Below are 16,582 nucleotides of genomic sequence, written 5' to 3'. Positions count from 1 at the left end.
CCTATTTGTCTCCAATTTTTAAAGTTTGTTTTCCTCTTACTAACATATCATTTTCTTTTAGAGGTGTATCAACCTTCATCTTAAAGATCATATGTGCTCTATTAGCAACATTAGTCTCAACATCTTTTTCTACATCATACATTGAATTCATCTTTATTGAGAAATTAGGTGTATAAGGTCTTAATATATCAACATTATCTCCTTCAAACACTCTATTTTTTTGCATTATAGTTGCAGTCATAGTCTCTTCATCAAATTCTTTTACTATTCCTACTATATCATAATCTCTTATATATGATGAATCATCATAATTTTGTTCTCCTGTCTTTCCAAAGAAGAATCCTGTATGATATGGTCTATGGCTAACTTTTAATAAGATATCCATCCATTCTTGCTTGAATTTATAATTATCTGGATCTTCCCAGTAACTATCTAATGCTTCTCTATATGCTTTAACTACTGAAGCAACATAGAATTCACTTTTCATTCTTCCTTCAATTTTAAATGAATATATTCCACTTTGAACTAATTCAGGTATATGGTGAATCATACATAAATCCTTTGAATTCATTATATATGTTCCTTTATCATCTTCTATAACAGGGAAGTAAACATCTGGTCTTGTTTCTTCAACTAAGAAATATTTGTATCTACAAACATTAGCACATGTTCCTTTGTTAGAATCTCTTCCTAACATATAATTAGAAATTAGACATCTTCCTGAATAAGCCATACACATTGAACCGTGTACAAAACCTTCTAAGTCGCATCCTTCTGGAAGATTATCTCTAAATCCATGAATTTCATTGAAAGTCATTTCTCTTGCAAGTACTATTCTCTTAACACCTAAATCATACCAGAACTTAGCCGCTTTCCAGTTTACAGTGTTAGCTTGTGTACTTAAGTGTATTTCTAAGTTAGGTGCTACTTCTCTAGCTACTGCTATTATTCCAGGGTCAGCTACTATGATAGCATCAATTCCTAAAGCTTCTAATCCTTTTATATAATCTTCCATTCCATTTAAGTCAAAATTACGTGGAAATACATTCATTGTCACATAAAGTTTTCTTTCTCTATCATGACAATATTTAACTGCCTCAGCTATTTCTTCATTTGTAAAGTTTCCAGCAAAAGCTCTTAAATTTAATCTACTTCCGCCTATATATACAGCATCTGCTCCAAAATCTATAGCAATTTTTAATTTTTCTAAATTTCCAGCTGGTGCTAAAATTTCAGGTTTTCTCATCTTCAAACCTACCTCCTTTTAGTTATCGCAATACCATCTCCCATAGGAATGACAGAGGTTATTAAATTTTCATCATTTGAAACCATCTCTAAGTATGTTCTCATTCTTTTTACTATTGTAATTTTTCTTCTTTTTACTAATTCCTGTGATGGAACCATTCCTCTAAATAATACATTATCAGCTATTATAATTCCATCTTCTTTTAGTAATCTTAAACAATGTGGCAAGAAATGATTATAGTGTCCTTTTCCTGCATCCATAAATATTAAATCAAACTTTTCATCAAGATTTTCTAATACTTCAAGGCAATCCCCTTCTTTTATAGTAATCTTATCTTCAAGGTTAAATCTTTTAATATTTTCTTTTGCAAGTTCGATCATCTCTTTGCTTCTCTCTATAGTAACAATATCAGGATTTGTTTTTGAAGCATCATACATAAGTATAGAAGAGTATCCTATGGCAGTTCCTAGCTCTAAAATTTTTAATGGTCTTTTCATACTAACCATAAATTCCAAAAACTTTCCAGCTTCTTTTTGAACTATCGGAACTCCATTTTCTTTTGCAAAATCTTCTAACTCTTTAAGTCTTCCACTGCTTTCTCCAATTAGTCCTCTTAAATATTCTTCCATATAGTCATAAGTAATTCCGCTCATATATTCCTCCAAGATAATTTAATATCCAAATTCGACTTTCTTTTTCTCAAAATCTGGATAGCTACTTGTAAAATAGTGTTCTCCAGTGTTAGGATCTAGTAGATAATATAAATAGTCTGTTTTTGCAGGCTTAAGTGCTGCAATTAATGAAGGCTTTCCAGGGCTTGCTATAGGTCCTTCTGGTAGTCCTTTATTTTTATATGTATTATATGGTGAGTTTACTTCTAAATGCTTATATAATACTTTATCTACATGCTTTCCTAATGCATAAATAACAGTTGCATCTATTTGAAGAGGCATACCTTTTTTAATTCTATTATCAATAACTGAAGCTATAAGAGGTCTATCTCTTTCTGTTCTAGCTTCTCTTTCAATTAACGATGCTTTAGTTACTACTTCATCTATTTGATTTGTAGGAACAGTCACCCCTGTTTCCTTTTCTGCTTCTTCCATTACAGATTGGAATTTGTCAAGCATAGTTTTTATAACTGTATCTGGCGTAACCCCAATTGGGAATGAATATGTATCTGGGAATAAAAATCCTTCTAATGCATATCTTCTTTTGTTATCTTTCTTTATGTAATCTGGAAGAGGATACTCATTAACTGCTTTTAAAAAGTCTTCTTTTGAAAACAATCCATCTTTTTCAAGAACTTCAGCTATTTGAGTTACTGTATATCCTTCTGGAATAACAACTTTAACAGCATTTTCAGTTTCTAATGTCTTTAAGAATTCACTTAAACTTACATCTGTTTTAATTGTATATGTACCTTTTGATACCTTTGGAACAACTTTATTTAATTTCAAATAAGCTTTTATAAAAAATTCATTTTCAATCAAACCCTTTTCCTTAAGTTCATTAAGTAAAGTATAAAATCCTTCTCCTTCGTTAACTTCAACTACTATACTATCTTTATCCGATTTTAAGGGATGATTTATAGTTCTAGTATACATAAAAACAGTAGCACCTAATAATATTATTAAGAGTACAAAAACTATTAAGATTATTTTAGATTTCTTCATAAAATCCCCCTATATATAAAAGTAAATAGCCATTATTTAGGCTATTCACTTTATTATAATACTTTTTTTTCACTTTATAAAGATAAAATTAGGGTAATTACTTCTTACTTCTGCTTGTTCTTCTTCTTCTTTCAGCACTATCTAAGATAGTTTTTCTCATTCTTACATTTTGTGGAGTTACTTCAACTAATTCATCGCTATTAATGAATTCTAAAGCTTTCTCTAGAGTCATCTTTATTGGTGGTACTAATTTAACTGCATCATCAGCACCTGATGATCTTGTATTTGTAAGTTTCTTACCTTTACATACATTTATATCTATATCTTCCGCTCTTCCACATACTCCAACGATCATTCCTTGATATACTGGCACACCAGCATCTATGAATAATGATCCTCTTTCTTGAGCATTAAATAATCCGTATGCAATAGCATCTCCTTGTTCAAATGATACTATTGATCCTCTACTTCTTCCTGGAATTTCGCCCTTAAATGGTGCATATCCATGGAATACGTGATTCATTATACCGTTACCTTTTGTATCTGTCATGAATTCATTTCTAAATCCGATAAGACCTCTAGCAGGTATTACAAATTCTAATCTAGTATAACCATTTACTGCTGATGTCATATTAACCATTTCACCTTTTCTTGGTCCAAGCTTCTCCATTACAGGTCCCATGAACTCTTCAGGTACGTCTATAGTTAAGTATTCCATTGGTTCTACTTTCTTTCCGTTTTCTTCTTTGAAGATAACGTTAGCTTTTGATACTTGTAATTCGTATCCTTCTCTTCTCATTGTTTCGATTAATACTGAAAGGTGTAATTCTCCTCTACCTGAAACTTCGAAGCAATCTGGAGTTATTTCTCTAACTCTTAAACTTACGTTTGTTTCAAGTTCTTTCATTAATCTATCTCTTAAGTGTCTTGAAGTTATGAAATCTCCTTCTTGACCTGCAAATGGTGAATCATTTACCATGAAGTTCATGCTAAGTGTTGGCTCATCAATTTCTACAAATGGAAGAGCTTCTGGATTTTGTGAATCAGCTATTGTTTCTCCAATATTAGCATCACCTACACCACTTAGAGCTATTATATCTCCGATTGAAGCGCTTTCAACTTCTTCTCTCTTTAATCCGTTATATCCAAATAATGATGTAGCTTTATAATTTGATGTACTTCCATCTTGTCTTACTAAAACTATAGGTTGGTTCTTTTTAACTGTTCCTCTATGAATCTTACCAATTGCTATTCTACCAACATATTCATTTGAATCTAATGTTGTAACAAGCATTTGTAATGGTCCGTCTACATATCCTTCTGGACATGGAACACGTTCTAAAATTGTATCGAATAAAGGAGTCATATTTTCATTTGTATCTTCTACATTATGTCTTGCAAAACCATCTCTTGCTGAAGCATAGATTATTGGGAAATCTAATTGCTCATCATCAGCTCCTAATTCTAAGAATAATTCAAATACTTCATCGATAACAGCTTCTGGTCTAGCATCTGGCTTATCTATCTTATTTATAACAACTACTGGTCTTAATCCTAATTCTAATGCTTTCTTAAGAACGAATTTAGTTTGAGGCATTGGTCCTTCATATGAGTCAACAACTAATAATACTGAGTCAACCATTTTAAGTACACGTTCAACTTCTCCACCAAAGTCAGCATGTCCTGGAGTATCAACAATATTGATTTTTACTCCATTGTAATGTACTGCAGTATTCTTTGAAAGGATTGTGATTCCTCTTTCTTTTTCTAAGTCATTTGAGTCCATAGCTCTTTCTTGTACTTTTTCGTTTGATCTAAAAGTATGGCTATCTTTTAATAACGCATCTACTAAAGTAGTCTTACCGTGGTCAACGTGGGCTATGATAGCTATATTTCTAATATCTTCTCTTTTAATTAATTCCATTATATTCCTCCACTTTTTAGCTTTACTTTTGTTTTTTTCTATGTAAACCTATAATATTTTTTTTCAAAAAGAAAATTGGATACTTGTGTACCCAATTCTCGCACTAATTTATATTCTAATCTTTACTTTTTAAAAAGTCAATATAAATGATTGCTAAATGAACCACTTATTTAATTAAATTTCCATTATTATTGGAAGTATCATAGGTTTTCTCTTAGTCTTTTCATATAAGAAGTTTCTAAGTTCATCTCTAATTCTACTCTTTATAGTTGCCCAATCAGTAATCTTTGACTTTTCGCATTCACTTAAAACAGCTTTAACAATTCCTCTTGCGTCATCCATAAGACCTTCTGATTCTCTTACATATACAAAACCTCTTGAAATTATATCAGGTCCTGCAATAACTGATGCACTTTCTCTATCAAGAGTTACAACAACAGTTAATATACCATCTTGTGAAAGATGTTTTCTATCTCTTAAAACTATATGACCAACATCTCCAACACCTAATCCATCAACAAGAACTTGACCTGATGTTACAGTTCCATTCTTCTTTATTAAATTACGTGTAATTTCAATTTGATCTCCTGTTTCTGGTAATACATAATTTCTTGGATTTAATCCAACGCTAACAGCAAGTTCTGCATGTTGCTTTAAATGTCTATACTCACCATGTACAGGTATAAAGAATCTAGGTCTTACTATAGTTTGTATAAGCTTCAATTCTTCTTGACAAGCATGCCCTGAAACGTGAACATTCTCATCAGAACCGTATATAACTTCTGCACCTTTTTTAAATAATTGATTTATAACCTTTGATACTAATTTTTCATTACCTGGTATTGGAGTTGCTGATATTATAACAGTGTCCCCCTCAACTATTGTAATCTTTCTATGCTCTGAAGCTGCCATTCTAGCAAGTGCTGACATCGGCTCTCCTTGGCTTCCAGTAGTTATAATAACTACCTCTTCATTTTTATACTTTTGTATTGCATCAATTGTTATTAAAGTATCTTTTTGTAGTTTTAAGTATCCAAGATCTATCGCAACTTGCGCGATATTCTCCATACTTCTACCGGATACCGCAACTTTCTTATCATACATTTCTGCTGCAGTTATTATTTGTTGAATTCTATGAATATTTGATGCAAAAGTAGCAACTAAAATTCTACCCTTTGCTCTTCCAAATAATCTTTTTAAAGTTTCACCAACTACACTTTCTGATTTTGTGTAACCTGGACGTTCTACATTAGTAGAATCCGCCATCATTACAAGTACGCCTTTTCTTCCAAGTTCTGCAAGTCTTGCAAAATCTGTTCTAGCACCATCTATTGGAGTATGGTCTATTTTAAAGTCTCCTGTGTGTAGAACAACTCCAAGTGGAGTATGGATTGCTATCGCAACTGAATCAGCTATTGAGTGATTAGTTTTAATAAATTCAACCGTTACATTTTGTAATTTTATTTTGTCTTTAGGTTTTACTCTAAATAATTTTGTAGTAGCTAAAAGTCCGTGTTCTCTTAACTTTGTTTCTACAATTCCTAGAGTAAGTTTAGTTCCATATATAGGTATATCCAATTGTTTTAAAACATATGGAAGTGCACCTATATGATCTTCATGTCCGTGAGTTAAAAATATTCCTCTAATTTTATCTTTATTTTTTAATAGGTATGATATATCTGGTATAACTATATCTATTCCATACATATCAACATCTGGGAATTTTAAACCACAGTCTATAATTACAATGTCGTCCTTATATTCTACAACTGTAAGGTTTTTCCCGATTTCATCTATTCCACCTAAAGGAATGATTTTAACCTTAGCTCTTTCATTCTTCATATTTCCCCTCCTTATTTAAAATATGTATAAACAAAGGATGTCATCTCTTTTATATTTGAGAGGATTCCTTTAATTATTCTTTATTTTTCTTCATACACTCTTCACAGATTCCAAAGAATTTTACACTATGATCTTGTATTTTAAACCCATATTTTGTTTCTATTCTTTGTTCTAATTCATCTAATAAATCTTCTTCAACTTCAAAAACTTTGTTACATTGATTGCATATTAAATGGTGATGTCTATGTTCTTCATCTTGGTGAATAATTTCATATCTACTACATCCGTCGCTTAAATCTAATCTAGATAATAATTTTACTTCCTCAAGTAGTAATACCGTTCTATAAACTGTAGCTAAGCCTATTTCAGGACAATCTTTTTTTACCTCATCATATATTTCTTCGGCAGTTAAATGTTTTCCTTCATTTTTTATTATAGTATCAACTATAGCTCTTCTTTGAGGAGTTAATTTATATCCTTTTTTCTTTAAATCTTCTTTAAGTTCTTGCATATCCACTGAAATTAAGCTTCCCATTTACAACACCTCTTTCTATGTTCTAATCTTCTTGCATTAATAAATTATAAGCTTCTTCTACCATTGCAAATTCAGCTTCATCTTCTATATTTATAAGGTTATCGCTTCCATCTTCATCCTTTTCGACTTTAAGAACTACCGCTTCATCTCCCTCTTCATCAGCTGGAGTTAAAACTACATATTCACTATTTAAATCATCTATCTTAAAAAAGCTAATCACTTTAAATGATAACTCATTTCCCTCTTCATCTAATAAATCAATGTATTCTATATCTTTTTCCATATTTATTCTCTCCTTTTTCTTTATTTTAATTACTATAGTAAAGTATTGTCAATAATTATTTTCAATTAATAATTATTTAACGCTAGATATTCTATCTAAATATCCTTGTAAAATAAACGTTGCTGCTACTTTATCAACTATTTTCTTTCTTTTTCCTCTTGATAAATCAGCCTCAAGCATAGCCCTATGTGCTGCAACAGTGGTAAGTCTTTCATCCCAAAATACTATTTCTAAATCTATAGCCTCTTTTAAGAGTTCACTGAATTCTTGTATCTTTTCTCCAGCAAATCCAATTGAGCCATCCATATTTTTAGGTAATCCAATAACTATAGTCTCTACAGAATATTCATTACATATTCTCTTTACAGCTTCTACATCTTCACTTTTTTTAGTTCTTCTTATAGTTGTTATTCCTTGTGCTGTAAATCCTAAAGGATCTGAAATAGCTACTCCAACTGTTTTTTGCCCAACATCTAATCCTAATATTCTCATATTATCTCCCTAAAAACAAAAAGCGCCCTTCAACAGGGCACTTTTTTTATTTTATCTCTAAATAAGATTTTATAACTTCTTCAAGAATTTCATCTCTTTCAAGTTTTCTTACTAAAGCTCTTGCTCCGTTGTAATTTGTAATGTAAGTAGGGTCTCCTGATATTAGATAACCAACAAGCTGATTAATTGGATTATACCCCTTCTCTTGAAGCGAATTATAAACCTCAGTTAAAATGGCTTTTGTTAGCACTTCTTTATTTTTTGATAAATCAAATTGCATTGTATGCTCTAAATTATTACTCATATCCTATGCTGCTCTTCTAGCAGCTCACCCCCTTACCTTATTGTTAAAGGAAATTTATATATACTGTTAATAGTAATCTCCATATTTATTCTTTTATATTCATATCTTATAAAATAATTATAACCCATATCTTTTTAAAAGTACACTATTTTACTAAAGTTTCAATTACATAATATGATTTATCGATAGCTTCATTTATTTTTTCAGGAAGCTTTCCACCAGCTTGAGCCATGTCAGGTCTTCCACCTCCACCGCCACCAACTACTGATGCTACTTCTTTAATTATCTTACCACAATGGATTCCAGATGCTACTGCATCTTTGCTTGCCATTGCAACTAAATTAACCTTATCACTTACTTTACTTATTAATACAACTACTGATTTTGGAGCCTTATTTCTTATCTTATCCCCTAAGTCTCTTAATGCATTTCCGTCAACATCTTCTAATGCATATGCTATTGCAGTAATACCATTTATATCTCTAGCTGAATTTAATATATCATCTTCAGCACCACTTGTAAGTTTTGATTTTAATTCTGCAATTTCTTTTTCTTTTTCTTTTATTTCTGCTGTTTGTGTAGAAATCTTATTTATTATTTCTTTTTCATTACATTTTAATACAGCACATGCTTCCTTTAGCATTTTTTGCTTATCTTCAACATACTTTATTGCTGCAAATCCTGTTAATGCTTCTATTCTTCTTACTCCTGCTGCAACTCCAGCTTCATTAACTATTTTAAATAATCCAATTTCTCCTGAGTTTAAAACGTGAGTTCCTCCACAAAGTTCCATTGAATAATCTCCAACAGATACAACTCTAACCTTATCGCCATATTTATCATCAAATAAAGCCATAGCGCCCCTTTCTCTTGCTTCTTCTAATGTCATAAGATCTGTATCAACGCTATATACTTCCATTATCTTTTCATTAACTAAATTCTCTGCTTTTTGAAGCTCTTCTTCAGTTAAACCTTGGAAATGAGTAAAGTCAAATCTTAATCTTTCATCATCAACAAATGATCCAGCTTGGTTAACATGATCTCCTAAAACTTCTTTTAGTGCTTCATGTAACATATGAGTTGCTGTATGATTCTTACGTATATTATTTCTTCTCTTTACATCTATCTTTAATTCTGCTTCTTCATTTAATTTTACTATTCCATTATTAACTTTTACATAATGAATAGTTTTTCCACCAACATTATTCTTAGTGTTATATACATAAGCCTCAAAATTATGTCCCTTTATAGTACCCTTATCACCTACTTGACCTCCCATTTCTGCATAGAAAGGTGTCTTATCAGTAACAATGTATCCTTTTTGGCCTTCTTTTAATTCTTCTACAACTGCTTCATCTGTTGCTAAGAATACTATTTTTCCAACAGCTTCGTCCTTATCATATCCTACGAACTCACACTCTATATCGCTATCAACTAGATTTATTGGTGTTTCTTCACTTCCCATATAAGTGAATTCTCCTCTAGCACTTCTAGCTCTTTCTCTTTGCTCTTGCATTTCTCTATCAAAAGCTTCTCTATCTATTGTGATATTTTTTTCTTCTAATATTTCTTCTGTTAATTCATAAGGGAATCCGTAAGTATCATATAACTTAAATGCTTTTTCTCCACTTAATACATTCTTGTTTTCTTTTTCTAGTTCTTCAATGTATCCTAAAAGTATTCCCATTCCTGAATCTATTGTTTCATTAAATCTTTCTTCTTCTAACGTAACAATTTTTTCAATGTAATCTTTTTTAGCAATAAGTTCATCATATTCAACGCCATAGTTTTCAACTACTGATTCTACTATATCCTTTAAGAATAATCCTTTTATTCCAAGAACTCTTCCATGTCTTGCAGCTCTTCTTAGAAGTCTTCTAAGTACATATCCTCTTCCTTCATTACTTGGTTGAACACCATCTGAAATCATCATAGTAACTGACTTAACATGGTCTGTTATTATTCTAAGTGATATATCTTTTGTAGCGTCTTCTCCATATTTAACATTTGCAAGTTCTGAAACTCTACCTAATATATTTTTAACAGTATCTATTTCAAATATATTTTCAACACCTTGCATTAATGTAGCAAGTCTTTCAAGTCCCATTCCTGTATCTATGTTAGGATTTTGTAATCTTTCATAATTACCTTTTCCATCTCCATCAAATTGTGTAAATACTAAGTTCCAGAATTCTATTATTCTATCTTCATCACTAGCTTTTACAAATTCTTCAGCAGTTTTAACCGGTTCTACATCTATACCTCTTTCAAAGTGGATTTCTGTACATGGACCACATGGACCTGCACCATGTTCCCAGAAGTTATCTTCTTTTCCAAGTCTAAATATTCTGCTTGTATCTATATCAGTTTTGTTTTTCCATATTTCAAATGCTTCATCATCATCTAAATATATTGTTACATATAATTTATCCTTTGGCATTTTTAATACTTCTGTTATAAATTCCCAAGCCCATGGAATTACTTCTTCTTTAAAATAGTCTCCAAAAGAGAAATTACCAAGCATTTCAAAGAAAGTACCGTGTCTTGAAGTTTTACCTACATTCTCGATATCTCCTGTTCTTATACATTTTTGGCATGTTGTAATTCTCTTCTTTGGTGGTTCTTGTAAACCTGTGAAATATGGCTTAAGTGGTGCCATACCTGCATTAATTAATAATAAACTCTTATCATTTTTTGGAACTAAAGGGAAACTCTTTAGCCTTAAATGATCTTTACCTTCAAAAAATCTTAAATAAGCTTCTCTAAGCTCATTTGTTCCCATATACTTCATATTTCTTACCTCCATTACAATAAAAAAAGCCCTCATCCCAAAATAATAGCAAGGGACGAAAGCTAACTCTTCCGCGGTACCACCCTAATTATGTAAAATTAATTTACATCTCTTTAAATGGTTATAGCTCATGGGTAGCTTCAAAATGATTTATTTAGAAGTTTTCACCATCCACTTCCTCTCTAAAAAATAAATTCAAATCTACTCATCCCGGTCATAGCTAAATATTCAATTTACTAAAGAAATTATATTTTATATACTTAAATATGTCAATATTTTTAATAATTATTTGTTGTTTTTCTACAAATATACATATGTTAAAACAAGTAATAATTTAGATCATCATATATTACCTTTAATATTACCCCTACAGGCACAGCTAGAATCATCCCTGCTACCCCTCCAGCCTTCTCACCTATTAGTAATAATATGATTATTATTAGAGGGTGTATGTTAGTGCTATCTGCTGTTATTTTTGGAGCTAATATATTTCCCTCTATCTGTTGAATTACTAATATTCCAATTACAACCCACAAAGCCTTAACTGGAGAATCAACAAAGGCTATAAGAACAGCTGGGATTCCTCCAAAAAAGGCCCCAAAATACGGTACAATATTAAATACTCCATTTATTATAGAGAGTATAAGCGCAAACTTAACATCTAAGCCCAAGAATAAAACAAAGCACATAACTCCAGTTGCTAAAGAAAGCATCACTTGACTTATTATGTATCTTTCAAGAAGTAAATTCACATCATTTACTATTTTTCTAGTTATACTTCTTTTTTCAATAGGTATTAATAAATACATTTTATTCGATACACTATCTCCATCAGATAAAAAATAGTATGCAACTATAGGTATAATTGCTATAGATACTATATTACTTGTAAAGTTTATAATCCAGTTTATAGCACTATGAGATAATGCCATTATACCTCCCCATAACTTTACTTCTAATTCTTCATATATTGTAATTGCTATTGATGAGTCATTTGATTTTATTTTTTCTCCTATATTATTTAAGTAATCTGATAATTCATCAATTATAGTTACTGAGTTACCCATTTCCCTCATAAGTTTTGGTATTAATATCGAAAATAATAAAACTATTAAAAAGCATATACCAAGCATAACTATAAGTGTTGATGTCCTCTTTGATGTCCTCCATTTATCAGAAAGCAAATCTCTTAGCGGCTTTATAACATAAGCTAATATTGCTGATATAACTATAATATTTACAACATCTCTAAATATACTCCAATTAAAATATAAAACTACAGCTAAAATTAGCAGAATTAATATAACTATTCTTATTATTAATGATTTATTTTTAATTGGAAATCTCATTTTTCTCTCCCTTTCTAGGCATAGCTTTTAATGTTACATCACCTCTGCCAATATATAATATATATTCTTCACCTAAAATGCACTCATTTACAAGCAAAACATCTTTCCCTTTTAAAAGCCTTTCTATAACACCAGTACTAACTAGTAGTCCCTTAATTGAAAAGTCTTTTTCTTCAATTATTAAATCTTCCATTACCCCTTTTATATCACCATTCAAATCAATTATTTCCATACCTTTAACACTCTTTAACTTAAGCCCATCCCCTTGAATGCTTTTTCTTACAACAATGTCTCTATCTATAGATATAATATCCTCACAATTAATGAAATTCTTTTTTGAAAATAATGCATAATTAGAAATCTTAATTCCGATAATTTTCCCTTCAAAAAAGTTAATAAAAAGGTCTTCTACAATTCCTATTTTTTTACCACTAATGTCATAAACACTCTTCATATAGAAATCCTTGCTCCTAAGCATATTTAACCCTCCTAAACTTAATATACTTAGCTTACCCATTATTTCCAATTTTAAACTTAAAGATAAAATATATTTAACACATTAATTTTATATAAACAAAAAAGACTAGAGAAAATTCTCTAGTCTTAAAATTTATGCTAATCCTTCGATTATTCCACCACCGACAACAATCTCACCATCATAAAATACTACTGATTGGCCTTTTGTTATCGCTCTTTGCTTATCTTTAAATGACACCTTAACTTTTCCATTTGGAAGAGGTGAAATCACTGCATCTGCAGGCTTTGCTGAATATCTAACCTTTGCTTGAACATTCATATCGCCCTTTAATTCATCAAAAGGAATAAAGTTTATATCCTTTGCAATTAAATCAGTTTTAAAGATAGCTTCTTCAGATCCTAATACGACTTCATTCGTCTTAGGTCTTATATCTGTTACAAATACAGGCTTTCCAAGAGCTATTCCAAGACCTTTTCTTTGTCCTATTGTATAGTATACTATTCCTTTATGCTGTCCTAGTATATTACCTTTACTATCTACAAAATTACCTGGCTTAACTTCATTTGGACGCTCTTCTTTTATAAATCTTCCATGATTGTTATCAGGTATGAAGCATATTTCTTCACTATCTTTCTTATTATGAACAGCTAACCCTATTTCTTTTGCAATTTCTCTTATTTTATCTTTAGTAAATTCACCACATGGCATTAATGTATGTGCTAATTGATCTTGTGTAAAATTATATAAAGCATATGTTTGATCTTTTCTGTCATCATCAGATCTTATTAAAAGATGTCTTCCATCTCTTTCTTCAATTTTAGCATAATGACCTGTAGCAACATACTCTGCACCTATTCCTCTTGCTTTTCTTAAAAGTTCATCAAACTTTAAGTGTTTATTACAAGCAATACATGGATTTGGTGTCTTTCCATCTATGTACTCTTGAACAAAGTATTTAATTACATTTTCTTTAAATGAATCTCTAAAATTTAATACATAAAAAGGTATATCTAATTTTTCACAAACTCTTCTAGCATCATCTACGGCTGATAGAGAACAGCAACCGCCTTCTCTTTCTTCGTATTCTTTGTCCTCTTGCCAAATTTGCATAGTAATACCTATTACATCATAACCTTGTTTCTTTAAAAGGTAAGCAGCGACGGAGCTATCAACTCCGCCGCTCATACCTACAACAACCTTTTTCTTTTCCATTATATCACCTATTCTTCTCCGTGAATGTGGTCGTGTAAATCGTCTCCGTGCTCTTCAAAATCCCAAGCTTCTAAACCTTCTTTTTTTCTATAATCGTTTATAGCTTTGTGGATTGCTTCTTCAGCTAAAACTGAACAGTGCATTTTTACTGGTGGAAGTCCATCTAAAGCTTCTGCAACTGCTTTGTTTGTAAGTTCCCAAGCTTCTTCAATTGTCTTTCCTTTGATTAAATCTGTAGCCATTGATGATGAAGCTATAGCTGACCCACAACCAAATGTTTCAAACTTAGCATCTAAAATCTTGTTATCTTCTATCTTAAGGTATACTCTCATGATATCTCCGCATTTAGCGTTTCCAACTTCTCCTATACCATTTGCATCTTCTATAATTCCTACATTTCTTGGATTTCTAAAGTGATCCATTACCTTTTCGCTATATATCATAATTAATTTTCTCCCTTCTTAATAAAGTCAGTCCATAATGGTGACATCTTTCTAAGTCTTTCTATTATTGGTGGTACAACTTCTAAAACATAATCTACATCTTCTTCTGTTGATCCATCACCTAATGTTAATCTTAATGATCCATGAGCTTTTTCATGAGGTAATCCTATAGAAAGTAATACGTGTGAAGGATCTAATGATCCAGATGTACAAGCACTACCACTTGATGCACATACTCCTTCAAAGTCTAATGAAAGTAGTATTGATTCTCCTTCTATGAATTCAAATGAAATATTTACGTTACCTGGAAGTCTCTTATCTCCTCTTGGTCCATTTAATCTTGTATAAGGAACCTGTAATAATCCATCTATTAATCTATCTCTTAAAACAGTCATTTTCTTAGCATGTTCTTCTAAGTTGTTTGTTGCAAGTTCAATTGCCTTACCAAATCCAACTATTCCAGCTATATTCTCTGTTCCAGCTCTTCTATTTCTTTCTTGACCACCACCGTGGATTAGGTTGTGTATTCTAACACCTTTTCTTACATAAAGTGCACCTATTCCCTTTGGTCCATAAATCTTATGAGCTGCAAGTGATAATAAGTCAATATTCATATCTTTAACATCTATTTCAACATTTCCAATTGCTTGAACTGCATCTGTATGGAATAAAATCTTTTTATCTCTACAGATCTTACCAATTTCTTTTACAGGCTCTATTGTACCAATTTCATTGTTAGCAAACATTATAGATACTAATATTGTTTTGTCTGTAATTGCATTTTTAAGATCTTCTAATCTTATAAAGCCTTCTTCATCAACATCTAAGTAAGTAACTTCAAATCCTTGCTTTTCTAAGTATTGACAAGTATGTAATACAGCATGGTGTTCTATCTTAGTTGTTATGATATGGTTTCCTTTATTTTTATAAGCAGCACAGACACCTTTTATTGCCCAGTTATCAGCTTCTGATCCACCACCTGTGAAGTATATTTCACTCATGTCAGCATTTAAAGCTTTAGCAACTTGACCTCTACCCTTATCTACTGCCATCTTTGTTTCTCTTGATATTCCATAGAATGAAGATGGATTCCCAAATTTATTACTGAAGTATGGAAGCATTTCTTCTAAAACTTCTGGTTTAACGTATGTTGTTGCAGCATAGTCCATATATACTGATCTCATTTCTATTCACCTCTATCTACAAGATTTAACTCTTGATTCTTTTTCTTTATAATTTCATAATCATTAACTATATCTTCAAGTGTTATTGATTCCATAACACTATCAATGCTATCTTTTATTTTTTTCCAAAGAATCCTAGTTGCACAGCAATCTATATTGTTACATTCTGAACCATCTATACAATCTGCCACTTCAATAGGACCTTCTAAAACATACATAATATCTGATACCTTTATATATTTAGGTTCTTTATTAAGTACATACCCACCTTGAGCACCTCTTATACTTTTTATAAGCTTTGCTTTTCTAAGGGGACTAAATAGTTGTTCTAAATAATATTCAGATATATTTTGTCTCTTTGATATTGTTTTTATTGATACTGGAGCTTCTCCATAGTTAATTGCAAGATCAACCATAGCTTTTACACCATATCTTCCTTTTGTTGAAAGTTTCATTGATTCACCCCTTAAAGTAGAGTAACTTACTACGATTTATGATTATATCTTACCAAAGCACTCGGTTATTGTCAATAAAGTTATGTAAATAATTTATGAAAATTTGTTTTAAATTTATTTAAGTATATTTTACTTAGTATTATAAATTGCTATATCCCATAATTTATAAGATTCCTTATCAATAAAAAAGTATTATAAGCCTATCTTAAACCAACACAAATCCCCCAAATATTTCAACACAAAAAATCTACTAAAAATAAACTTATATCCTAATTTCAAATTCACAAAAGCTATTAAGCCTAAGCTATCTATATATTAAATAAGTTAAATAAAGTGAGTATTAACTCTATTAAATTTGTTAATACTCA

At 30.8% G+C, this 16,582-nt stretch carries 16 protein-coding genes and 1 other annotated feature; all 16 genes read right to left on the bottom strand.

Translation table 11 applies throughout. The features are described from left to right. Position 1 precedes the first annotated feature (1 nt). The 16 genes from ACQPUW_RS05200 to ACQPUW_RS05125 all read right to left on the bottom strand — a co-directional run bounded on the left by ACQPUW_RS05200 (position 2) and on the right by ACQPUW_RS05125 (position 16,214). Positions 2-1,246, bottom strand: a complete 1,245-nt coding sequence (locus tag ACQPUW_RS05200; RefSeq protein ID WP_221860822.1) for a peptidase U32 family protein — start codon at positions 1,244-1,246, stop codon at positions 2-4. Between the two features lie 8 nt (positions 1,247-1,254). Further along, positions 1,255-1,899, bottom strand: a complete 645-nt coding sequence (locus ACQPUW_RS05195) for an O-methyltransferase (protein WP_204595666.1) — start codon at positions 1,897-1,899, stop codon at positions 1,255-1,257. A gap of 18 nt (positions 1,900-1,917) precedes the next feature. Continuing rightward, positions 1,918-2,922, bottom strand: coding sequence for an endolytic transglycosylase MltG (mltG, locus tag ACQPUW_RS05190; protein WP_430836424.1), 1,005 nt, complete (start codon positions 2,920-2,922; stop codon positions 1,918-1,920). Between the two features lie 97 nt (positions 2,923-3,019). Beyond that, positions 3,020-4,846, bottom strand: coding sequence for a translational GTPase TypA (gene typA, locus ACQPUW_RS05185; RefSeq protein ID WP_430836423.1), 1,827 nt, complete (start codon positions 4,844-4,846; stop codon positions 3,020-3,022). A 174-nt stretch (positions 4,847-5,020) separates the two neighbouring features. Continuing rightward, the gene (locus ACQPUW_RS05180) at positions 5,021-6,688 is read right to left on the bottom strand and encodes a ribonuclease J (RefSeq protein ID WP_430836422.1); all 1,668 of its coding nucleotides are present in this window, start codon (positions 6,686-6,688) and stop codon (positions 5,021-5,023) included. Positions 6,689-6,761: 73 nt separating this feature from the next. After that, positions 6,762-7,223, bottom strand: a complete 462-nt coding sequence (locus ACQPUW_RS05175) for a Fur family transcriptional regulator (protein WP_204595662.1) — start codon at positions 7,221-7,223, stop codon at positions 6,762-6,764. Between the two features lie 22 nt (positions 7,224-7,245). Beyond that, on the bottom strand, positions 7,246-7,506 hold the full coding sequence (locus ACQPUW_RS05170) for a DUF1292 domain-containing protein (RefSeq protein ID WP_204595661.1): 261 nt from the start codon (positions 7,504-7,506) through the stop codon (positions 7,246-7,248). A gap of 72 nt (positions 7,507-7,578) precedes the next feature. Then, complete coding sequence (gene ruvX, locus ACQPUW_RS05165) at positions 7,579-7,998, bottom strand: Holliday junction resolvase RuvX (protein ID WP_430836421.1); 420 nt, start codon at positions 7,996-7,998, stop codon at positions 7,579-7,581. Between the two features lie 46 nt (positions 7,999-8,044). After that, a complete protein-coding gene (locus ACQPUW_RS05160) occupies positions 8,045-8,302 on the bottom strand; it encodes an IreB family regulatory phosphoprotein (RefSeq protein WP_039315650.1) in 258 nt (85 codons plus the stop codon). Positions 8,303-8,447: 145 nt separating this feature from the next. After that, positions 8,448-11,093: an alanine--tRNA ligase gene (gene alaS, locus ACQPUW_RS05155; protein WP_430836420.1), complete on the bottom strand. Its 2,646-nt coding sequence runs from the start codon at positions 11,091-11,093 to the stop codon at positions 8,448-8,450. A gap of 48 nt (positions 11,094-11,141) precedes the next feature. Beyond that, positions 11,142-11,320, bottom strand: a binding site (T-box leader). A 90-nt stretch (positions 11,321-11,410) separates the two neighbouring features. Then, entirely contained in the window at positions 11,411-12,442 is a 1,032-nt protein-coding gene (locus ACQPUW_RS05150) for an AI-2E family transporter (protein WP_430836419.1), read from the bottom strand. Continuing rightward, positions 12,426-12,920, bottom strand: coding sequence for a PRC-barrel domain-containing protein (locus ACQPUW_RS05145; protein WP_430836418.1), 495 nt, complete (start codon positions 12,918-12,920; stop codon positions 12,426-12,428). The genes ACQPUW_RS05150 and ACQPUW_RS05145 overlap by 17 nt, the downstream gene beginning before the upstream one ends. Positions 12,921-13,052: 132 nt before the next feature. Continuing rightward, entirely contained in the window at positions 13,053-14,132 is a 1,080-nt protein-coding gene (gene mnmA / locus ACQPUW_RS05140) for a tRNA 2-thiouridine(34) synthase MnmA (protein ID WP_430836417.1), read from the bottom strand. Positions 14,133-14,140: 8 nt separating this feature from the next. Then, entirely contained in the window at positions 14,141-14,575 is a 435-nt protein-coding gene (nifU, locus tag ACQPUW_RS05135; protein WP_204595655.1) for a Fe-S cluster assembly scaffold protein NifU, read from the bottom strand. Between the two features lie 2 nt (positions 14,576-14,577). Further along, complete coding sequence (nifS, locus tag ACQPUW_RS05130) at positions 14,578-15,759, bottom strand: cysteine desulfurase NifS (protein ID WP_430836416.1); 1,182 nt, start codon at positions 15,757-15,759, stop codon at positions 14,578-14,580. Between the two features lie 2 nt (positions 15,760-15,761). Next, entirely contained in the window at positions 15,762-16,214 is a 453-nt protein-coding gene (locus tag ACQPUW_RS05125) for an RrF2 family transcriptional regulator (RefSeq protein WP_204595653.1), read from the bottom strand. Positions 16,215-16,582: the final 368 nt, after the last annotated feature.

The sequence above is a fragment of the Clostridium sardiniense genome, assembly GCF_050584765.1.
Lineage (GTDB): Bacteria > Bacillota > Clostridia > Clostridiales > Clostridiaceae > Clostridium > Clostridium sardiniense_A.
The sequence above is the reverse complement of the archived record's forward strand: the minus strand, read 5'-3'. Positions and strand labels throughout refer to the sequence as shown.